The 19,795-nt window shown below is 49.6% G+C and carries 20 protein-coding genes; 6 read left to right on the top strand and 14 right to left on the bottom strand.

What is annotated here, in order from left to right; all coding sequences use genetic code 11:
* Positions 1-81 precede the first annotated feature (81 nt).
* The 5 genes from ACRRNK_RS01680 to ACRRNK_RS01660 all read right to left on the bottom strand — a co-directional run bounded on the left by ACRRNK_RS01680 (position 82) and on the right by ACRRNK_RS01660 (position 3,419).
* Positions 82-270: a hypothetical protein gene (locus tag ACRRNK_RS01680; RefSeq protein ID WP_433945102.1), complete on the bottom strand. Its 189-nt coding sequence runs from the start codon at positions 268-270 to the stop codon at positions 82-84.
* A gap of 98 nt (positions 271-368) precedes the next feature.
* Complete coding sequence (msrA, locus tag ACRRNK_RS01675; protein WP_433945101.1) at positions 369-1,013, bottom strand: peptide-methionine (S)-S-oxide reductase MsrA; 645 nt, start codon at positions 1,011-1,013, stop codon at positions 369-371.
* Between the two features lie 198 nt (positions 1,014-1,211).
* Positions 1,212-1,910 carry a hypothetical protein gene (locus ACRRNK_RS01670; RefSeq protein WP_433945100.1) on the bottom strand — a complete coding sequence of 233 codons (699 nt, stop codon included), beginning with the start codon at positions 1,908-1,910 and terminating at the stop codon, positions 1,212-1,214.
* A gap of 5 nt (positions 1,911-1,915) precedes the next feature.
* Entirely contained in the window at positions 1,916-2,476 is a 561-nt protein-coding gene (locus tag ACRRNK_RS01665; protein WP_433945099.1) for a helix-turn-helix domain-containing protein, read from the bottom strand.
* A 145-nt stretch (positions 2,477-2,621) separates the two neighbouring features.
* Positions 2,622-3,419 (bottom strand): helix-turn-helix domain-containing protein, encoded by a 798-nt coding sequence (locus ACRRNK_RS01660; protein WP_433945098.1) that lies wholly within the window; start codon positions 3,417-3,419, stop codon positions 2,622-2,624.
* Between the two features lie 156 nt (positions 3,420-3,575).
* Here ACRRNK_RS01660 and ACRRNK_RS01655 point away from each other — a divergent pair, with 156 nt between their 5' ends.
* Both ACRRNK_RS01655 and ACRRNK_RS01650 read left to right on the top strand, forming a co-directional pair.
* Positions 3,576-4,349 carry a sugar phosphate isomerase/epimerase family protein gene (locus tag ACRRNK_RS01655; RefSeq protein WP_433945097.1) on the top strand — a complete coding sequence of 258 codons (774 nt, stop codon included), beginning with the start codon at positions 3,576-3,578 and terminating at the stop codon, positions 4,347-4,349.
* Between the two features lie 25 nt (positions 4,350-4,374).
* Positions 4,375-5,394, top strand: coding sequence for a Gfo/Idh/MocA family protein (locus tag ACRRNK_RS01650; RefSeq protein WP_433945096.1), 1,020 nt, complete (start codon positions 4,375-4,377; stop codon positions 5,392-5,394).
* Between the two features lie 184 nt (positions 5,395-5,578).
* Here the strand turns inward: ACRRNK_RS01650 and ACRRNK_RS01645 are convergent, their stop codons facing one another.
* The gene (locus tag ACRRNK_RS01645) at positions 5,579-6,514 is read right to left on the bottom strand and encodes a hypothetical protein (RefSeq protein WP_433945095.1); all 936 of its coding nucleotides are present in this window, start codon (positions 6,512-6,514) and stop codon (positions 5,579-5,581) included.
* Between the two features lie 387 nt (positions 6,515-6,901).
* On the opposite strand from ACRRNK_RS01645, the gene ACRRNK_RS01640 reads away from it, so the two are divergent.
* Positions 6,902-7,423: a hypothetical protein gene (locus tag ACRRNK_RS01640; protein ID WP_433945094.1), complete on the top strand. Its 522-nt coding sequence runs from the start codon at positions 6,902-6,904 to the stop codon at positions 7,421-7,423.
* Between the two features lie 502 nt (positions 7,424-7,925).
* On the opposite strand, the gene ACRRNK_RS01635 is transcribed toward ACRRNK_RS01640, so the two are convergent.
* Positions 7,926-9,116, bottom strand: a complete 1,191-nt coding sequence (locus ACRRNK_RS01635; protein WP_433945093.1) for a cytochrome P450 family protein — start codon at positions 9,114-9,116, stop codon at positions 7,926-7,928.
* 134 nt (positions 9,117-9,250) lie between these two features.
* A complete protein-coding gene (locus tag ACRRNK_RS01630; RefSeq protein ID WP_433945092.1) occupies positions 9,251-10,351 on the bottom strand; it encodes a threonine aldolase family protein in 1,101 nt (366 codons plus the stop codon).
* Positions 10,352-10,595: 244 nt separating this feature from the next.
* Here ACRRNK_RS01630 and udk point away from each other — a divergent pair, with 244 nt between their 5' ends.
* Together udk and ACRRNK_RS01620 are read left to right on the top strand one after the other, a co-directional pair.
* Positions 10,596-11,231 carry a uridine kinase gene (gene udk / locus ACRRNK_RS01625; RefSeq protein ID WP_433945091.1) on the top strand — a complete coding sequence of 212 codons (636 nt, stop codon included), beginning with the start codon at positions 10,596-10,598 and terminating at the stop codon, positions 11,229-11,231.
* Between the two features lie 290 nt (positions 11,232-11,521).
* On the top strand, positions 11,522-11,956 hold the full coding sequence (locus ACRRNK_RS01620; protein WP_433945090.1) for an SDR family NAD(P)-dependent oxidoreductase: 435 nt from the start codon (positions 11,522-11,524) through the stop codon (positions 11,954-11,956).
* A 106-nt stretch (positions 11,957-12,062) separates the two neighbouring features.
* Here ACRRNK_RS01620 and ACRRNK_RS01615 read toward each other — a convergent pair whose 3' ends face one another.
* Positions 12,063-12,815 carry an SDR family NAD(P)-dependent oxidoreductase gene (locus tag ACRRNK_RS01615; RefSeq protein ID WP_433945089.1) on the bottom strand — a complete coding sequence of 251 codons (753 nt, stop codon included), beginning with the start codon at positions 12,813-12,815 and terminating at the stop codon, positions 12,063-12,065.
* A 141-nt stretch (positions 12,816-12,956) separates the two neighbouring features.
* Between ACRRNK_RS01615 and ACRRNK_RS01610 the strand changes: the two genes are divergently transcribed.
* Positions 12,957-13,619 carry a TetR/AcrR family transcriptional regulator gene (locus ACRRNK_RS01610; RefSeq protein ID WP_433945088.1) on the top strand — a complete coding sequence of 221 codons (663 nt, stop codon included), beginning with the start codon at positions 12,957-12,959 and terminating at the stop codon, positions 13,617-13,619.
* A gap of 134 nt (positions 13,620-13,753) precedes the next feature.
* Here ACRRNK_RS01610 and ACRRNK_RS01605 read toward each other — a convergent pair whose 3' ends face one another.
* From ACRRNK_RS01605 to ACRRNK_RS01585, 5 genes are all read right to left on the bottom strand, one after another.
* Positions 13,754-14,692, bottom strand: coding sequence for a hypothetical protein (locus tag ACRRNK_RS01605; protein ID WP_433945087.1), 939 nt, complete (start codon positions 14,690-14,692; stop codon positions 13,754-13,756).
* 176 nt (positions 14,693-14,868) lie between these two features.
* Positions 14,869-16,206, bottom strand: a complete 1,338-nt coding sequence (locus ACRRNK_RS01600) for a glycosyltransferase family 2 protein (RefSeq protein ID WP_433945086.1) — start codon at positions 16,204-16,206, stop codon at positions 14,869-14,871.
* 369 nt (positions 16,207-16,575) lie between these two features.
* Complete coding sequence (locus ACRRNK_RS01595; protein WP_433945085.1) at positions 16,576-17,544, bottom strand: 2,3-diaminopropionate biosynthesis protein SbnB; 969 nt, start codon at positions 17,542-17,544, stop codon at positions 16,576-16,578.
* Positions 17,528-18,526 (bottom strand): 2,3-diaminopropionate biosynthesis protein SbnA, encoded by a 999-nt coding sequence (gene sbnA / locus ACRRNK_RS01590; protein WP_433945084.1) that lies wholly within the window; start codon positions 18,524-18,526, stop codon positions 17,528-17,530. The genes ACRRNK_RS01595 and sbnA overlap by 17 nt, the downstream gene beginning before the upstream one ends.
* Before the next feature lie 16 nt (positions 18,527-18,542).
* Positions 18,543-19,769: an AMP-binding protein gene (locus ACRRNK_RS01585; protein ID WP_433945083.1), complete on the bottom strand. Its 1,227-nt coding sequence runs from the start codon at positions 19,767-19,769 to the stop codon at positions 18,543-18,545.
* Positions 19,770-19,795 lie beyond the last annotated feature (26 nt).

The raw sequence follows: 19,795 nt of genomic DNA, 5'->3' as shown, positions 1-19,795 counted from the left end.
TAAAAAAAACAAACCCGATCTCTCCCTCTACCGGGATAGGATCAGGTTTGTCTGTTCGTGGACTGTGAGGATGATAACGGATCAAGCATAGTATTCTTGAAGCAGTGCGAGAGTCTCTTCGGCGCCGTCCCCTTCTTCGAAGTTAAGCATTCCTTTGTCTGCCCAACATTCCTGACAAGCAGCTTCGGTCGTACACAAATGCGCGTCCTCACAGGTATAACAGAACTGCAAAAGGTTTCTGGTTACGTCTTCCTGGTTGACTGTTCTCATCTTAATCACTCCTTATCTTCTTTACGAGTTAAATATATCACACCTCCCATCTCTATATTGTGATTTATTTCACAATATGATTGAAATCACATTTTTTCTTACCATCTGATTCCTGAGATCAGATCAATCAACCTTTTTTTCTGTTCCTTATCCGCCTTCCACCCGGCAATTTCCTGCTTAATTTGAGATAGATTCGTGTACCCCTTCGCCAATCCATTCAAGCGGGCTGCAAGGGTCGAGTTCACCAGCTCCTGATGGGACGGGTAGATGGAGCTGAGCTTCTCCACCGCATTCGGATATCGGTGAAGGTAGTATTTCTGGTGCCGTTCCTCAGCTGGGTAGAATAAGGCACAGGGTGAAAACTCCGTTTCAGGCTTCGCTTTTCCCTCTCCTTCACATTGCCGAATTACCCGCTCGGCCTTATCCTTCTGCAGCTCATTGTGATACAGCACCATAGATCTGTATTGCCGCCCTTTATAATCGTTAATATTGACCGGATTATGATTGTTCCAAAAGATGCGCAGGATGTCTTCAAAGCTGAGGATCTCCGGGTCAAAATCCAATTGAACCATCTCGGAATGATCGCCCATCTCCCGGTAAGAAGGCTGGTCTGTTGTTCCCCCGGCATACCCGGTTTGGGTTCTAATAACGCCTGGCAAGCTGCCGAATAACGCATCCGGGCTCCAGAAACAGCCCATGCCAAGTGTCGCCGTCTCCAAAGGCATTGTTGGATTAAAAGACATGTCGACCCCTCCTACATAGATTTTGCTTCTTTAGTCCATTTCATATTGTTATTGGAGTTACACATCCAAGGGTCCCTCTTGGCTAGGACCAGAATTGTCCCCGTTACTTCCTATATCTTATCATAAAGCAAAAAGACACCCTGAAAGGTGTCTTCGCTCAAACCTAAAGTTAGCAGCCGCCTTCTGTCCGCCATGACTTTAAAGCTGAAACACAAGAATGCCCGCCACAAGTGCCGCGGTGCCAACCACAGCCATACTTAGCTCAAAGAGCGCAATGGAATTCTTGGCCAGCCGGATCGCGAACAGATTGACCGCACTGTGCAAAGGAATCAAAGCAATCACCAGCCAGTGATACCTTGCAACAAGCAGGGTGAAGCCGATATGAAGGGCACTGGCAAATACTCTTTCGACTATGCCCCATAACGGGCTTGCCGTAACCGTTCCTTGTGCTTCCAGCATCGCCTTAGCTTGCATAGCCTTGTCATCCGTACGATGGGCCAATGACGCAATCGCTATAACCTGAATCATGGTATACAGCACTTCAACAGCGGCCCAGCCCTGTCCCAGAGAGAGCGCCCAGGAGAAGCCACTGCTAGTTAGAAGAAGCAAGCCAAGGCGAACGCCTTCCTCCAGAGGACCCGATGAGCCAACGATAATATTTTGTGCCCGTTCCTTCGGCAGCTTAAGCCCTAACACGCTAATTGGCCCGCGTAGAAATAAAGCAATTACCCAGCCTAATGCCCCCAGGCCAAAAGCCTTCCAGATCATCTCCGTGCCAAAGCTGCTGAATCCAAGCCAGAACAATACCGGAATCAGCACATACACCGGCAGCAAGGGTATTCCTTTCTTCATTAACTTCTCCATAGGTTCTTTCGCCGGATTAATTTGGGTTGTCATGATTCTCATCCCTCCAATTTATTACTGTCTGCATTGTTCTTTTCAGGGATAACGATGGTTGACATCATGCGTCTGCGCCGCCCATGGCCCGGCTTGTTCCCCATATACCGGGCCATTTGCTCGCGTACGTCAACCAGCATCTGCTTGTACTCCTCATCGGTCAGATAGAACTGAGTCTGACGAAACGTTATCCCATCCTTGACGAGATCATAATGATCCTGCTGCAAATATTCGTCAAAGTCTCCGACCAGACCCATCACGAATTTCATGAACAGCTGCCTATGTTCGTCAGCGGACATCTTCGTTACATCCTGAGGGGTCGCATCCGCACCGTCCGCCGCCAGAGCATATACCTTCTCGGTGGTTCCCCGAACCTGCTTCTCCTCTACCACGTGAATCAGCTTGGCCTGACTCAGCTTATTAAGATGCCGATACATAGTCGCCTGCGGCACGTCCTTCAGCATTTCGGACAGCTGCTGGGTCGTCATAGGCTTGCCGGCTATGAGAGCCTGGATGATCCGCATCCGGATCGGATGCATGATCAGGTCCATTTTTGAGTTCGCCATATCAGAACCTCCTTTATTTTATTATCATTATCGATAATGATAATATTAATGGTTGATTTTGTCAATACGAAAAGGAGCTTCCATTCTATTGCGGTTGTGCAGCCGTAATAATTGTTCTTCAGGGTCGCCGCTCCAAAGCCAGCCCCTAACTTTCCCCTTCCTTCGATCGGTACACATTGGGGGACACCCCGAAATTTGCACGAAATACGCGGTGGAAATACGAATAGCTGGAGAAACCACAGGTCTCCGCAATGTGCTCCAGTGTCATTGAGCTGTATTTCATCCGTTCCAGAGCCGCATTGAGCCTAATCTGGGTCGCATATCCAATCATGGTCATTCCGTAGGAGTCCTTGAACAGTCGGACGGATCTGGACAGACTCAGTCCGGCATATTTAGCCGCCTCTTCCAGCTTGAAGGTCACTGTCGCGTGCTCTTCGATGAACCTTTTCAGCCTTAAGGCAGCGAATACCGTCCGGTTGGAATGCGTATTCTCTGCAATCGCCCGGTCAATATACAGACATAGTCCCTTCAGCAGATAACCCATGATTTCGGCATTCTCCTCCAGCGGCCCCCGGCGTTTCTCAATCAGCAGATTCTGCCACAGCCGAAGCAGCTTCTCATCGACTCCGATATGGTGCATCACCGGTCTTGCGGTCCGATTCCACCACTCATCTATCCATGTCCCCTCACAAAAAATATAATAATCCCCGCTGGACACACGGCCGCTATGATCCGAGTCGTTCACCTCAAGGGCATAATCCTCACCGGGCTTGAGCAGAATCAGATCACCTGCTTGCACATTATACTCCTGTCCGCGTAAATATACCTTGCAGGAGCCTTCCGTCTGCAGTCTGAACAAATAGTTGGTTAATCCACTCCGGTAGTTCTGGACAAAAGGCTTTGAATGATAAGAATAATCGCAGATGAGCAGGCTTGTCTCCATATGGCCCCGGTCCCCCTATAAAATGAACTGCTAAATAAAATGTAATCAAATAGTTCAGGTTGTGCGAAGATTGTGTATGTTCATTTTAGCTTAATTTCATTTATTCTGGAATCAGATAGGGCACTTATTATATTTCCATAGAATGAGGTGTGTTAAATGAGAAAATTAGGTATTGGCTTGCAGCTGTATACGCTTCGCGATGAGACCGCTGAGGATTTCCGAGGCACTCTCCGCAAGGTAGCTGAGCTTGGTTATGAAGGGGTGGAATTTGCGGGTTACGGCGACATTCCTGCCAATGAAATGAAAGCGCTTTTAGATGAACTTGGACTCAAGGCAATTAGCAGCCATGTCCCGCTTCAAGCGATGCGCACAGACCTTCAGAAGGAAATTGACTATCTCAAAACCATCGGCGCCGAATATATGATTTGTCCTTACCTGGCACCTGAAGACCGTCCGCAAGGAGAGGGCTGGAAGGAACTGTTCTCCTTCCTTCAGGAGGCAGGGACTGAGGCCCGCAAGCAGGGACTGATCTTCGGCTATCATAATCATGATTTCGAATTCCAGGATCAAGTTGGCGGTCTGACTGCATTTGATGCGATGTTCGAAGGGACTACCCCGGAAGCTGTTCAAGTGGAGCTCGATGTATGCTGGGTTCAATTTGCAGGACATGATCCAATTGCCTATATCCGTAAATACGCAGGCCGCCTGCCGCTGCTTCATTTGAAGGACTTCAGCAAGGATGAACAGGGCCAAATGGTTACTCTGGAGCTTAGCAAAGGCTCAGTAGATCTTCCAGCCGTCATTGACACAGCCACGGATGCGGGAGTGAAATGGTTGATCGTCGAGCAGGACTTCTGCCAGATTTCACCGCTTCAGAGCATAGAGAACAGCTTAAATTGGCTGAAGCATAATTATCTTAATCAATTCTAATCAAGGGCAAAGGAGACTTCTGAATATGAGCAAAATTAAAGTAGCCGTTATCGGCTGCGGAGCCATCGCCCAGCGGCGTCATGTACCCGAATATGCGAACAATGAGCAGGTAGAGCTTATCGCCTTCGCGGATCCCAAGATTGAGCGGGCGCAGGAAATGGCTGCAAAGCATGGTGGCACAGCCTACGCAAGCTATGAAGAAATTCTCGCTAACGAGAAGATCGATGCTGTCAGTATTTGTACACCCAATTACCTGCATGCCCCAATGACGATTGCTTTTGCGAACGCCGGGGTGCATGTACTGGTAGAGAAGCCTATGGCTGTATCGGAAGAAGAAGGACAGCAGATGATTGAAGCCGCACGGAGGAACGGGGTCTACCTGATGGTTGGACACAATCAGCGTCTTATGCCCCCGCACGTGAAAGCCAAGGAAATTCTGGATTCAGGCAGACTGGGTAGAGTGCTGACTTTCCGCACGGCGTTCGGCCACCCAGGCCCGGACGCGTGGAGCGTAGACGGCCGGGACAGCTGGTTCTTTGAGAAGGATCAAGCGATCCTTGGGGCTATGGGTGACCTCGGCGTCCATAAGTCCGACTTTATCCGCTACCTGCTCGGTGACGAGGTAGCGGAAGTAGCTTCGTTCATCAGTACCCTGGATAATGAAGGTACCGAGGTGGATGACAATGCGGCCTGCCTTCTTCGCATGAAGAGCGGCGCGATCGGTACGCTGGTAGCCAGCTGGACACAATATCGGGGCGGGGATAACAGTACCGTGCTCTGGTGTGAGAACGGGGTTATGAAGATCGGCACCGTGGATGGGGACGAGGTGATCGTGGAGCTGACCAATGGCACGGTGGAGACTTACAAAGTTGGCGCCATGGCGACCAACGAGAAGCAGGTCCCTAGCGGAGTCATCGACGCTTTCGTCGAATCGATCCAAAGCCAGACTCCTCCCAGCATTTCAGGAGAAGAGGGCCTTCGTTCACTCAAGGTTATTCTGGCAGCATTCGAGTCTCAAGCAACAGGGAAAATTGTTAAATTGTAACCAAATGAGCAGGCGATCCCGGGGTTAATTCGGGAATCGCCTGCTCATTTGCCCTATTTAAGGGATTGGATCGGCGTATATTCATTAATAGAAAGAAGCCCAAGACATTCAGGTCTGGAGCTTCTTCTTCGAACTGTATATTTTACTTAAAAATACTCATTGTTAAAGATAATAATGCTTCTGCTCACATCTTTAACTTGGTTGTGTTGATGATGTACATATTTTTGAGCGGCATGCTTCCATTCGAATATTTGCGAGCGCCTGACTCAAAGTTCGTGTACAACTGGCTTCCGTAAAGGGCGATCCCTTCGGACATCGGCGGCATGGTCAGAGAACTGACCTGCTTGCCCCATGCTCCCCGCGTGTAGATGAGCAGCTTACTTGAGTTATTGCGTCCGCAGGATTGGCTGTAAAGTGCACGGCTCTTCGTGATTGCCATGCCCTGTACACGGTCAGGCGTGACCCACGAATAGGCGGCCTTCGGTTTCGAAGGCAGATCGTCCTTGCTGTTCAGCTTATAAGCATAAGCATGGCCTTTGGGGCCGGGATCACACATTTTTTTGCCGACATCCTCGCCGTCCATGTATTCACCCACCCATAGAACACCTTCCGCATAGGTCGCATAGGAGGCTTTGTGTCCCAGCGGATATCCCTTCATGACCACATTGCTGTAATCCTTCTTGCTGGACAAGGTACTTAGCGGAATTTTATATACCGTCTTGCCGGATGCGATCCACAGATTGCTCTTGCTCACTGCAAGCCCGCCGGCATGTCCGGTATGCTTCTTGGTGCTGGACTCGTAGAGGTACAAAGTCTTGATCCGCTTCTTGGTTGTAGTACTGGTAATCGCAATCGCAGTAGCTGTACTTCCACTGCCACCCCAGTAATGAGACGTAATCACCCAGTTCTTGCTCGGTACCACGGCAAGCCCTTGCGGCACCCATTCCTTATCCCCTGATAATCCGGGAATCGCCGGGCCCTTCACTGACACCTTATCGAAGGTGCTGTATTTGCTCGCAGCTTCCGCCTGAGTGTTCGGCCAAGCGCTGAATGCCCCCAGGATCAAGGCGATGCACAGCAGAGCGGCCAGTTGTTGTCTTACCCATTTCTTAGTTGTCAACAATCCTCTCCCCTTTCCTATTATATTTAATACGAAAGAGGAAAATTTAAACAGACCAAAAGGAACTAAATAGGGACGGAAACCTTGTTACGGCGCTTCCGTCCCCAAGTTTATTCAATAAATCAATTTAAGAGAAGCCAGCCCCGTCAGTTATCTCTATGAAATCCAAAGTTACGTTTACCAATGCTACGCCCGAATAAGAAGAGATAGCAGGGCGACTAGACAGGGGCAAAGCAGTTTTGTGGAAGAATAGTATGTATTAATGGCAATAAAATCGTCCGTTTATTATATTTTTTGTAAAATTATTGAATAAAATCTTGAAAATAGTATCGCTTGTTGTTAGAATTGTGCTGTAAAAAATATACAATAGGAAAGAGGGAATGACTGGTGAAAGCAAAAGCATTACTATTTACAGCATTGTTCTTAGCAATAGCAACGCAAGTATCGGCCGCGGCCCCGTCAACAGAAGTAAACAATGGAGTTTCCCCTAGTCCATCATTAATTACATCATTAAATGGAAGCTCAAATGAGGGTAACAACGATAATGGTATTATTACCCCTCAAGCTATTGGTGGGAATTTCGGGGAAACAGAAACCGATCCTGATGGTACTGCTACTTCTAACTTTGTAGTGCCTGGTGGATATGGATATGTTAAAATATATTTTAAAAACAATTCTAGTTCTCCTGTATCAGTAGTTGTAACACATTATGACACTAAAAAAGTATATGTAAATAAAAAAATTTCCGGAGGAGGATCGTACACTTGGTATAGTACTGATGATAATCCTCAAGGTGTGCGAGCTGGGCAATATGAAGTGACCTTTAGAGGTGGCGGTGACGGAACCAAACCAGTAAATGCATCGTATAAAGGTTTTGCAACAGATAATACAGCTGATTTCGGACGGTAATTATACTAACATAAAATGCTTGAAGAGCCGTAGCTTCGTTGTACGGCTCTATTTTTATGTACATAAGTGAAACCAACTCAACATAAGAAGAGATCGTTTTCACTATGTGGATCCGATCATCTGGAACGAGCAAAGCTGTAACATGGTCGGCGGGCATCAGATATACAAGATATTGGTAAATGAGTTTCAACAACAAGGTTTGGCTGCTGTATTCGTTGTCGACTTAGATGATTAACTTGTTATTAAAACGCTCCTTATTTCCCGTTTGATCCTGCAAAATAATTATAAGGAGGACGCGCGAACGTCCTCCCCTACATCCAGGTATCCCCCGGCTGAGATAGTGGCCCGCATGCATGGCATTACCAGTTTTGCTATCCCAACACCATTACCATTCTACATTGAAACCGAGGGGAAAAACCATGGCAACATCCCATAATTAAGGAAGTTTCACTTCAGCAGGAGCTTAAAGTTATTATGGCGGGAATAGACAAGTGTGTCAGAATTATAATGACAGCGGGATTTCTTTTACCCCTCTTACGATCATACCCGGTCTCCACTCCAGTTCACCAGGCTCGGCATTCAGCTTAATATTAGGATAGCGCTTCAATAGGCTGTTAATCGCAATTTCTCCCTCAAGCCGGGCCAGCGGGGCTCCAAGACAGAGGTGGATCCCTTTCCCAAACGCCAGATGAGGACTCTTCTCCCTGGTGATATCAAATACTTCCGGGGATTCAAACTGACTTGGGTCATGATTGGCTGAATTCAGCGCAAGGATAACGAGGTCACCTTTCTTGAATTCCTTCCCGTTGAAATTAAAGTCCTCCCTTGCCCATCGCCCTGTGCTAAATTCAACCGGACCATTGAATCTAAGGGATTCTTCAATTGCGGTATGAATAAGCTCGGGCTGACGTATAAGAAGCTCAAGCTGATCCGGGTACTGAAGCAAGGAGAGGATGCTGTTGCCGATCAGATTCACCGTCGTCTCGTGTCCAGCAATAATGAGCAGTGCGACAACGCCGTACAGCTCTTGCTCAGTCAGCTTGTCGCCTTCCTCTTCGGCTGCAATAAGCTGACTGACCATATCCTGCCCCGGTTCTGCCCTCAGCCGATCGAACATCTGCCTCAAATACTGAACAAACTCCTCTGTGTGCAGTTTCATCTTGCCGGCATTCTCTTCCGTGTAGCCTTCGATCAAGGTATTGGACCAGAGGCGGAATTTGTCGCGGTCCTCGGCTGGAATCCCCAGCATTTCACATATCACAATAATCGGGAGAGGGAAGGCAAATTCATCAATGAGATGGATCTCATCTCTACCCCTAAACCCATCCAGAAGCTCATCCGTAATCTCCTGTATCCGCCCTCTCATACCCTCGATCAAGACGGGGGTGAAGGATTGCTGCACAAGCCCCCGCAGCCTCTTATGATCCGGAGGATCAGAGAACAGCATACTTCGGGAGAAGACACTTTGCTCTCCATTCTGCCCACCGTGCTTGACCACATCCTTGCTGAGTCTCGGGTCCTTGAAGGCCTCTACGGCATCCTCGTATCTCGTGATCATCCAGCCTTCACTGCCTTGTGGAAAAACACATTTGTAAATAGGGTCCATCTCCCTCAGCTGGGCATAGACCGGATAAGGATTCTTCGTAAATTCTTTCGCAAATAGAGAACTGGTTACGGATTCTTTTGAACTCAACGCTCATTCCCCTCCCGCACACGATTTATTTACTAAAGCCCAAGTCTGTTAAGACTTGGTATAAATAGTATAGTCAGGATAATAGGGGAATTGCAAAAAACCTGAGCTGTCGCTCAGCACAAGCGATAATCGGGCTACTGAGCCTGTGCAAGCTCCTTTAGCTTCTCATCCAACAGCTGAAAAGCTTCCCGCAGCCTGTCCCTCGGCATCCCCGCGTACCGTTCACCGAGACTGATCTCAAAGTAACAGCTCTTCTCACCTAGAGTCCGGAGATTCGCCGTCAGTCCGATCCCGGTCTCCTCATAAAGGCTAATCAGCAGAGGCTCAAGCTGTTCCTTCTCCAGCTCAACATGAACATGGAACATATTCGAGACAGGCATTAAGGGACGGGTTTTGACGCCGCGGCACTGGTTATACAGGGCTGCAAGTTCCTTGGCCTCCTCATAATACTGCTGCATGCGGTCAATGCGCTGGTCGAAGTAATATTCGGAGCTGAGGATATACGGATACAGGCTGATCAGATCGCCGCCGTGGCGTCTTTTCCATACCTTGGATCGCTCTGTGAATGCTTGATCTCCCGCTAAGATAGCTCCGGCGATGCCGCCAATGCCTTTGTAGAAAGACACATACACACTGTCGAACAGCGAGCAGATCTCGGCCGCGGACCGCTGATAGTAAGGCACGATTTCGAACAGCCTTGCTCCGTCCAGATGCAGCTTGATCCCTTTCTCCTTGCAGTAAGCAGCGATCGCTTCTAACTCCTCATACTCCGGCAGCTCCCCGCCAATCTCACGCTGAGGCAGCTCAAGCAGGAGGCAGGCAATGTCCTCCTGCATATTCCGGAGATCTTCGAGCTTAATCAGTCTGTCCTTATCTGCCAGCAGCACCGGTTCAATATGGTGAAGCTCCCTCATACCATCCTGCTCGTGAATCTCGAGGTGACAAAGCGGATGATAGGCCACACGCCGCAGCCCCTTCTGATCGCACCAGATCCGCAGGGCAATCTGCTGGGCCATGGTTCCGCTTGGAAAGAATACGGCGGTATCTTTGCCAAGATAAGACGCTATTTTGTTCTGAAAATCTTCTATAATTGCACCTGTACCATACACATCGCTGTCCAGGTCTCCATCCATATGGGCGAGTGCCTCTTTCAGCACGTCAACGTTACGCAGCCCATGCCCGGGCACCGGATAGGGCGTTCTCGCAAAGGCTTCTGCTAAGGTTATGCTGCTCATGATTAATAGCCCCTCTCGAATATATCCATTACTCTCGTGCCTTTTCTTCATTATCCATCGTAAATCACCTTATGCCGATAAGCAAAACGGTGGTCAAATTGGCACGGCCTCCTACGATAGTTTTGCAGGGCCTTACAATTTTCAAAAAACTGCCACGCGCCCCCTCCCCTAACGAGATGAAAAAAGTTTAGCGGTGTGCTACAATACTGAAATTGCAACATCTTAGGGAGGGTAATCCAACACCATGCTTATCATTGGTATCGCCGGCGGCACCGGCTCTGGCAAATCAACCGTTGCCCGCTCTGTCATTGACCGTCTTGGCTCAGATAAAGTCACGTTTATATCTCAGGATAACTACTATAAGGACCATTCTCACCTCAGTATGAGCGAACGGGAAGCGATCAATTATGATCACCCTTTCGCCTTCGATAATGAGCTGCTTATCCAGCATCTCCTTCTTCTGAAGGAAGGCCAGGCCGCTCAGGCTCCGGTATATGACTTCACCATTCATGCCCGCTCCACTGTGGAATCTGTGGAACTCAAGCCGAATCATATCATCATTCTTGAGGGCCTTCATGTGCTGTCTGATGAGAAGCTCCGCGAGCAGCTTGATATTAAAGTCTTCGTCGATACCGATCCCGATGTGCGCATTCTGCGCCGGGTCCTGCGGGATATCGAGGAGCGCGGCAGAACGATTCAATCGATCCACCAGCAGTATCTGGCTACGGTCAAGCCCATGCATGAGGCTTTTATCGAGCCTTCCAAGAAATACGCCGATCTGATCATCCCTGAAGGCGGGGAGAACGAAGTCGGCATTCAGCTGCTGTCTGTATTGACCGAGAAATATCTTACGGGAGACCGGACCTGGGGCGAGGCTTAAGGAATAACTCAAGCTCAGCCAGCTAGCGGCTTCCATAAGCCAGACCGTTCTGGCATCTGATGCAGAACAATCAAAGGGACGTCATGATGACGTCCCTTTTCTCATGTATGCCTGTTGTAATCAATACTCATGACATGGTTAGCCATGCTTAGGTATGCTACAATACCATTGAAATGTAAGTGCTTACTTTCTGCTCTAATATCTAAAAAGATCTAGACTGCCAGGAACCATACTAACAATTGGAATGAACTTAAGAATTACTTGTTCAGTCCATATCAAAGGAGATCTTAATGATGGTAAATGTATCGGGTAAATGGGCTCTAATTACAGGTGCAAGCAGGGGTGTAGGTTATCAGACCGCCCTATTCATGGCCAAGCAGGGCTGTAATCTTATTACGACCAGCGGAATCAAGAATGAGCCTGAGCAGGCCGGTTATGCAGCAAGCAAGGCGGCGCTGGATAAATTCACGAAGGATCTGGCTTCGCGTCTTGACGAAACCGATATCGTTATCAGCCTGACTGATCCAGGCTGGTGCAGAACCGATCTCGGAGGGCCGCAGGCCCCGAACTCCGTGGATACCGTTATCCCCGGTATCGCTGTAGGCGCCTTTGTCGATGACAAGAAGAGCGGGCGATTCCTGCACGCGCAGAATTTTACCGGCATGACTCTTGAGGAAGCTGTGGCCAAGGCCGAGATGATGGAAGCTACTCCTTATGTAATCTAATATACAGTAAGACGAGACAAGCCCGGTACTTGGTCACCTGCCAAATACCGGGCTTGTCTATATTCTTTGTTCTGCCAGCTCTAGAGGGCCCCGGCCCGGCCGAGAATTACTTCGCAGTTACACCGCCATCAACAGGAAGTTCAATGCCTGTAATATAAGCCGATTCATCGGAGGCCAGGAACAGTACCGCCTGAGCTACTTCCGAGGCTTGGCCCACGCGAGGCAGCGCAGTCTGTGACAGAAACCATTTCAGCATCTGTTCGTTATGAACGAAGTCAGAGCTCATAGGCGTCTCGATAAAGCCCGGATGAACGGAGTTAACCCGGATATTGTGCTTACCAAAGTCAACAGCCGCCGCTTTGCTAAGCATCCGGACGCCGCCCTTAGAAGCTGTATAAGCCCCGGCTCCACTGCTGCCCGTAAGGCCTGCAATCGAGGAAATGTTGATAATCGATCCCCCGTTGTTCTCAATCATGTGAGGGACCACATATTTCATGCCGAGGAAGGTGCTCGTAAGGTTAATGCTAATAACTTTGTTCCACTGCTCCATGGTCGTATCGAGCAGACCCACAGCAAGGGACACCCCCGCATTATTTACAAGAACATCCACCTTCCCAAAAGACTTGATTGCATCTTCTACTACATGTCTCCAGTCCTCTTCAAGTGTAACATTGTGGGCATAAGCGGCAGCCTTCCCGCCGTTCTCCCTAATTTCCTTCACAACAGCCTGCACCGCGGCTTCATTGATATCTGTAGCAACAACTGTGGCTCCCTCCGTAGCAAGGAGCAGGGCCTCCTCGCGGCCCATTCCGCTTCCAGCTCCAGTTACAATCGTTACTTTATTCGTAAGACGACCCATATTCATATCCCCTTTGATGGAAATTTATTATAATGATAGTATTACTATCAATATGATACACATCATATCACTAATCGATTTGAAACTCAATTTGCTCTTGTATGTGAATTAATGGATCGATATAATAAGGGGTCTATAAGAATGAACGGAGGCGCCAACGAAATGGATCCCAAAGCCAGATATGCGAAGGAACGCACGATCAGCAGGCAGAACCGCACTGCCGTTATTTTGGAGACTGCCGAGCGGGTTTTTACCCTCAAAGGAATCGACAAGACTACCATGCAGGACATCGCTATGGAAGCGAATATCGGGATTGCCACCCTGTTCCGGTATTTCCCCAAAAAAGAGAAGCTTATTGTCGCCGTGGCCACCAAGCTGCTTGAACCGACTCTTCAACGTTTCACAGAGATTGCCGACCTGCCCTTGTCTTGCCTGGACAAGCTAAGCCATTTATTCGATTACTTTATCGAAGATCACCATAATCCCAGCACGAAATTGATGAGTGATTTTGAAAACTATGCCGCCCACACCAGCGATCCGCTTGAAGGTATGGATGAATTCAAGGCGCTTCACCAAAGAATTGCGGATCAATTCTCTACGATAATTCAAGCTGGAATGGAAGACGGCTCTATCCGTTCCGATCTTTCAATCGAGGAGACCCTTCTTACCGTTATTAACGCCTTCGGCTTGTTCTCTAAGAAGCTCTCACTCAAAGCCAGCTTCCTCCTTCTGGATTCCGACCTGGAATCATCCCGTCAGCTTGCAATTCTGAAGAACATGATGATCGATTATCTGAAAGCGTGAAAGGTTCAATCGCCTGGATAATACGAAAATCCCTTCACAACAAGCCCAAAGTCTCCCCCTTCTAAAAAAGAAAAGAGGTGCCCCAAGAGCCATGACATGGCTCTTGGAACACCTTTCTGAACACAAGCTTAAGTCTATATTTTTAACTTCTTCATTTTGATCAAATATATGTTTTTGAGCGGATACGGGCTTCCTATATACTTGGATGACCCTGATTCAAATAGAGTATAGAGCTCGCTGCCCGAGAACGCGATTCCCTCGGCCATGGGAGGCAATGTTACGGAGCGGAGTTTCTTAGTGGGAACTTTCCCCGAGTAGAACAGCAGCTTGCTGGATACATCCCTGCCGCAGGATTGGCTGTAGACGGTGTAATCCTTCGATATGGCAAGGCCTTGAATTCGATCCGGGGTGGTCCGGGAGTACGCAGCCTTGAGGTCAACTGGAAGGTCATCGGCGGAATTCAGCTTGTAACCGTATACTCTGCCGTTCGGTCCGGCGTCACACGTTGTTTTCCCGCTATCCTTGCCATCCATATACTCGCCTACCCACAATACCCCGTCCGAAAAGGCGGCATAAGAAGCTTTATGGTTCACTTGGTAGCCGGTCATAATTACACGGCTCATGTCCTGTTTCTCTGAAAGCGTACTGAGTGGAATCTTATATATAGTGTAACCTGAGGCAATCCACAAATAGTTCTGGCTTACGGCGAGGCCACCAACATTCCCCATATGGGGAATAATGAGATTGTCATAGAGGTACAGCGTCTTAATCCGCTTATTCGTCTTGGTATTCGTAATCACAATACCAGAGACCTGCCAGCTGTTCTCTTGACCGCGGTAGTGGGAGGTGATCACCCAGTCCTTCGACGGTACCAGAGCAAGGCCCTGCGGCACCCATGTACTCCCAGCTTCAAGCCCCGGGATCGGCGGTCCTTTTACCGCTGAGTTCTTGAACGTACTATATGGGTCTGCTGCAAGGGCCGGCTTCGTACCCACCCCCACAAATGCCCCGCACATAAGAGCCAGGCATAATACACCCAGCACCCCCTGCTCAATCCACTTCTTTAACTCCAACTCAATCTTTCCCCCTGTCTACTTATCTCATCTGTTACAAATGTTAACACAGTATTAAGAAGAGAATAACCGAAATTGGAAAGAATCAATCAGGAAATGTTCGGAAAACATAACAGACATAACAAAAAGACACCTTCTCAGGTGCCTCGCTTGGCTGTTAAACATGTATAACGTGTTCACTTCCATACCCGGTTCAATTTGAACGCTTCCTGCAGATATCCCCACACCGAGACAGGGCTCATGATGACCTGGTACAGAAGCACGTAGGCGAAGAAGCCGAGCGCATTTTTACGTATCCTCAAATTCAGCCTCTTGAACACACGCCGCTGGTACACATAGAGGATGAAGTTCACGCAGAAGGTAAGGGGAAGCACAAGCAGGGTCGCAATCCCGACAATCCAATAGTACCCGCAGAACGCCAGGATCAGACCCGGCAGCCATATCAGAGTATAGACCACATCCAGATAAGGCATGAATAGATTGCAAAAGGTCAAATACCGGGTATAAGGAGATGGCTGCTGCCAAGGCTTGACCACTTTTAGAGCCTCAATCATCCCCCTGGCCCAGCGGCTTCGCTGCCTGAAGAAGTGATGCAGACTCTCCGGTACATCCGTGAAGGCTACGGCGAGAGGTTCAAAGTACACCTTCCAGCCCCTGCCCAGAAAGCGCCAGGTCAGTACAATATCTTCTCCAATCGCATCCGGCCAGCCCTCCACTTCAATAACGCTTTGGGTTCTATATAGCGAGAAGGCTCCTTGTGCAACAAGAGTCCCTTGAAACAATCCCTGCAGGCGTTTAATGCTGGCGATCCCGAGGAAGTAGTCCCATTCCTGAATTCTTGCCAGAAACTTACCCCTGCTGTTACGGACAAGAACAGCCCCTGCAACCGCGCAGACATCGCTTGGAGACGATACGTACCTGGCAACCAGATACCTGATGGCTGATTTATGCAGCAGAGTATCCGCATCGAGCGTAATCATCAGTTCAGTATGAACGTGAGCTAATGCCGAATTAAGAGCATGATTCTTCCCAGGCGTGCTTTCATGGATTACCCTCAGGCGAAGCCCCAAGCTCTCGCCCGTCTCCTCGGCAACCGCCGCGGTATGGTCGGAAGAGTTATTGTCAATGACAATGACAAGAAGCTCACCTTGATAATCCTGGGCCGCAATGTAGCGCAGGGTATCACCGACACCCGCCTCCTCGTTATAGCAAGCCACCAGAATAGTGATGGGCTCCGCGGGATTCATATCTTTCATTTTCGGCTGCTTGTCAAACAAGAGGCTTGATATCATAAAGGCATTCATATATCCGGGAATGTAGGAGATACCAATTACGATGAATAAGGCAACGGGCAGAGTGAATAACCATCCCAGATCCTGCACCCAAGGAATAGATAGCACAATGGAGATCACCATCCACACCAGGGCCAGAATATGACTGAAATAAAACTTCTTTTGTACGGAAATATACCTTCTTGGACGACGGTCTTTCCGTGCCTTTCTCTTCAAGCGCATCTGCCTATCATCCCCCCGATCTGATTTCCTAGTTTAATAGAAAGTGTTTATACCAAAAGAATCTAGATAAGACGCAGTTAAAAGATGACATGATCCCTACTTCGGTATACATCAAGAAATCTGGAGGCGGGCAGCGGCCGAAAGTCCAAACATTCACCGTTGTTACGACTGTACCCACAAATGTGAACATTTTAACCGCGTCTTATATTCTTATTCAATATCAAGCTATTATATTACAATATATTACACGTTTCGACATTTTTCATACTTTTTAAAAAAAAATAAGAATGAGCCCTTTGGAGTCTCATTCTTTGCAATGCCATCCTATTATCCCGTTTTTTATAGCAATTTCATCAATCCATAACTGAGCTACTCTTCAAGCACGGTGCCGAGCCTCAAATGCCTTGCCTGCTCCAAATAATAGCCCGCTACTCCGATATCGAATATCCCAAGCCCCATAGGGCTGAATAATATCGGCTCACTTGCGCTGTAACTGCTGAGGCCTTGACGAAGGATCACATCTGCCAGGGTCACCGTGTCCTGCTGCCGCAGACCGCAGTGCAGATGAAGCTGCTCTATATCGGTATTCTCCCGGCACACCTCCTGCCAATCGTCCACAACCAGAGCCTTAAGATGCTGAATACTCTCTGTCAGGTAGTCTCTGAGTGATACATGAAGCAGCAGCGCACCTTCCCTCGGCCGCTCATCAATATAGCGCTGCTCAGACACGGTACATGTGATGAACACATCGGACTGCCGGTAGACCTGGCGCCAATCTTGTTCAATCACCACTCTTGAACGCAAGGCCTCAGGTACCGTGTCCAGCTGGACCCGCTCCAGATCATACAGATAGACCTGCTTCAATCGGCTGCCAAGCAGGGCCGCGCTCATCTCCAGATGAAGCCGTCCCACGGGCCCCCATCCTACAATCCCGACGCTGACACTTGAGGGATCCCGCGCTTCCAGATAACTCTGAAGCATCACCCCACTGACGGCGGCGGTGCGGGTCCCGTTCAGCAGACTGCTTCTCAAGAACCCCTTCGGCTTGCCGGTACCTGTATCGTTCAGGATGATCGTATTATGGGCACGAGGCAGGCCAGCCTTGCGATTCTTAGGGAAGCTGGCGATCCATTTGATCCCGGCTAGCTGAAGATCTCCCCCGACATAAGCTGGCATGGCGATAATACGGTTACTCGGATCGCCGAACCGAAGGTACGGCTTCAGGGGATGAACGGTCTCCCCTTTATCCTGTATGGCAATCACCTGACGAATAATATCTGTTAACCGGAACCAATCCCATCCAATCTCCCGAATATGTTCATCATTCAGATACAGCATGAGCCGTATGCCTCCCGGGGTCAGCCGGAGGCATACCAAGCTCCTGCTGTACCCACTCCTCATTGAATACGGTATCCAAATAACGCTCTCCCCGGTCAGGGAGAATGCACACACAGATTGCGCCGGCAGGAATCGATGCCCTCAGCTTCCGGACAGCAGAGATTACGCCCCCTGATGAAGCCCCGGCCAATATGGCCTCCGAGCTCACCAGCTCCCGGCAGCCTTGAACACAGTCCTGATCCGACACGTACACGACTTCGTCCGCCAGATCACTACGGTACAGACCCGGTACAATGCCCGATCCAAGGCCCGGGAATTTCCGGGGAGCTTTGTCCCCGCCAAAAATGATACTGCCCAGCGTGTCCACCCCTATAATCTTGGTCGACCATCCCTGTTCACGGATGTAGTCGGCACATCCATGAAGTGTCCCACAGGAGCTCACTCCGCAGAAGAGATAATCGATAGGTCCAACCCGATCCGCAATCTCCTTCATTGTGGTCCTGTTGTGGGCCAGCGCGTTGTCCGGGTTCGCATATTGATTGGTCCAGTACGCATGGGGAATCTGTGTAAGCAGCTCCTGTACCCGCTGGAGTCTTGCCGGCAGATATTCCCCCGTAGCCGGGTCGGGCTGAGTAACAAGATCAATCTCACCGCCCAGCGCGCGAATAATCTTCTTATGCTGCTCCGTCGTTCTCGGGTCCACCACACAGATGAACCTAATCCCCAGGTAACCACACAGCTGGGCCAGACTAATGGCAAGATTACCCGAGCTCGATTCAACAACTACGCTCTCCTTGGTGATGTCCCCGCGGAGAATAGCCTCTCTCAGCATGAACAGAGCAGGGCGATCCTTGGCACTTCCGCCCGGATTCATCCACTCCAGCTTGCCAAAAACCGTGTAAGGCTCATTTTTGAACAGCCTATCCATATGAATCAGTGGTGTGCCGCCAATGATATCGGCAATCCCTCCACTTAGCTTCATGATGCAAAGCCCCCTTTTAGCTGTACCAGATTCGCTTGCTTTTCACCGCACTGTTGCCGCTGTCGCTTGGTCCCTTGCCGCGAAGGACCTCAATTTCGCCTAAAATACCCGATCTGATCATCTGTCCAAGCTCCGGAATACGGCCTTCAATTTCAAGTCGGATTTGCTCCATAAGCGCCGGGCTAAGCTCATCACTATCGATGTGAAGGCGGAGGGAATTTCCCGCGACCTCCACGACTAGCCCCGCTTTATCCGCATGCGCGAACACGACGTTCTCAATATCGTAGATGCTGATCTTCTCCCCATGCTTCAGATCCGGACCAATTCGCCGGACCAGGCTCTTAAAGCTCTGCCTAAGGCGCCCGTCCACCAGAATAGGACGCAGATCCCGGACCACATCATAGGTTACATACCGCACAGCGGGGAAGGCCTCCCGCACCGAAGAAGTCAGGACCAGTACCTGTTCGCCGTCTGGCAGTGGGTCAAGATCTTCACCCAGCTCTTCCGTACCGATTCCCTCCGCCCATAGCCCCTCTGTCACGATGTAACGATTATGGGCATAGGAGTAATAAGCGATGGTCCCGACTTCAATGGAGCCGTACGTATCGATGATGCGGCCTTCCGGAATTCGGAGCTGCTGCGCGGTTCTTCGAATCCAGCCCGGCGAGGCAATCTCCCCGACCAGGATAACCTGGCGAATTCCATAGGAGCCGGGGTCCCCTGATGCCCCCAGAATGCGGTCAAGAATGGACGGCATCGTGTACAGGACCTCAGGCTTCATAGCCGAGAGCTTCTCAAGATGCTGTTCTACAGGCAGCCGGAAGGAGATCGAATCGGCCTCCATGCCAAGTCCCCTGAAGACAGCGAGGGCCGTGGCTTCGGCATGACCTGTCCCCATATCCGACAGGGCGCTTCGAAATCCTGTTTCCCGCAAAATAGCCCGGAATACCTCCTCCTTGATGGATAGATAGGCCGCTTCATCAGCTTCGGAATAATAAATCCGCTTACGCCGTCCGGAGCTAGTGCCGGACGTCTGGTACATGTGCAGCTGCTTCTGCTCCGGGAATGGAAATTCCGGGCCATAATAGTACATCTCCAGATCTTCCGCCGTCACCAGAAGCGGCTGATTACATTCACTAAATGGACTGGATTCCGGATCAGAGTTCCCCGAACGCGCCTGAATCCAGGGGAACAACTTGTTCATCCTGTTCCATGTCTCCACCACCCAGGCGGGCATATTCATTCCTGCACACTCCTTACGACTCACTT

The sequence above is a fragment of the Paenibacillus sp. SN-8-1 genome, from assembly GCF_050995535.1.
Classification (GTDB): domain Bacteria; phylum Bacillota; class Bacilli; order Paenibacillales; family Paenibacillaceae; genus Fontibacillus.
Note: the sequence above shows the minus strand (reverse complement) of the source record. Positions and strands in the feature narration are given on the sequence as shown.

Excerpts from the sequence above, each read along its gene's own strand:
- msrA (WP_433945101.1), bottom strand. The coding sequence starts at position 1,013 with ATGTCTTTTAATCCAACAATGCCTTTGGAGACGGCGACACTTGGCATG.
- ACRRNK_RS01670 (WP_433945100.1), bottom strand. The coding sequence starts at position 1,910 with ATGACAACCCAAATTAATCCGGCGAAAGAACCTATGGAGAAGTTAATG.
- ACRRNK_RS01630 (WP_433945092.1), bottom strand. The coding sequence starts at position 10,351 with ATGAGCAGCATAACCTTAGCAGAAGCCTTTGCGAGAACGCCCTATCCG.
- ACRRNK_RS01600 (WP_433945086.1), bottom strand. The coding sequence starts at position 16,206 with ATGCGCTTGAAGAGAAAGGCACGGAAAGACCGTCGTCCAAGAAGGTAT.
- sbnA (WP_433945084.1), bottom strand. The coding sequence starts at position 18,526 with ATGAAGCTAAGTGGAGGGATTGCCGATATCATTGGCGGCACACCACTG.
- ACRRNK_RS01655 (WP_433945097.1), top strand. The coding sequence starts at position 3,576 with ATGAGAAAATTAGGTATTGGCTTGCAGCTGTATACGCTTCGCGATGAG.
- ACRRNK_RS01585 (WP_433945083.1), bottom strand. The coding sequence starts at position 19,769 with ATGAATATGCCCGCCTGGGTGGTGGAGACATGGAACAGGATGAACAAG.
- ACRRNK_RS01620 (WP_433945090.1), top strand. The coding sequence starts at position 11,522 with ATGATGGTAAATGTATCGGGTAAATGGGCTCTAATTACAGGTGCAAGC.
- ACRRNK_RS01610 (WP_433945088.1), top strand. The coding sequence starts at position 12,957 with ATGAACGGAGGCGCCAACGAAATGGATCCCAAAGCCAGATATGCGAAG.
- ACRRNK_RS01595 (WP_433945085.1), bottom strand. The coding sequence starts at position 17,544 with ATGCTGTATCTGAATGATGAACATATTCGGGAGATTGGATGGGATTGG.
- udk (WP_433945091.1), top strand. The coding sequence starts at position 10,596 with ATGCTTATCATTGGTATCGCCGGCGGCACCGGCTCTGGCAAATCAACC.
- ACRRNK_RS01660 (WP_433945098.1), bottom strand. The coding sequence starts at position 3,419 with ATGGAGACAAGCCTGCTCATCTGCGATTATTCTTATCATTCAAAGCCT.
- ACRRNK_RS01665 (WP_433945099.1), bottom strand. The coding sequence starts at position 2,476 with ATGGCGAACTCAAAAATGGACCTGATCATGCATCCGATCCGGATGCGG.
- ACRRNK_RS01615 (WP_433945089.1), bottom strand. The coding sequence starts at position 12,815 with ATGGGTCGTCTTACGAATAAAGTAACGATTGTAACTGGAGCTGGAAGC.
- ACRRNK_RS01680 (WP_433945102.1), bottom strand. The coding sequence starts at position 270 with ATGAGAACAGTCAACCAGGAAGACGTAACCAGAAACCTTTTGCAGTTC.
- ACRRNK_RS01650 (WP_433945096.1), top strand. The coding sequence starts at position 4,375 with ATGAGCAAAATTAAAGTAGCCGTTATCGGCTGCGGAGCCATCGCCCAG.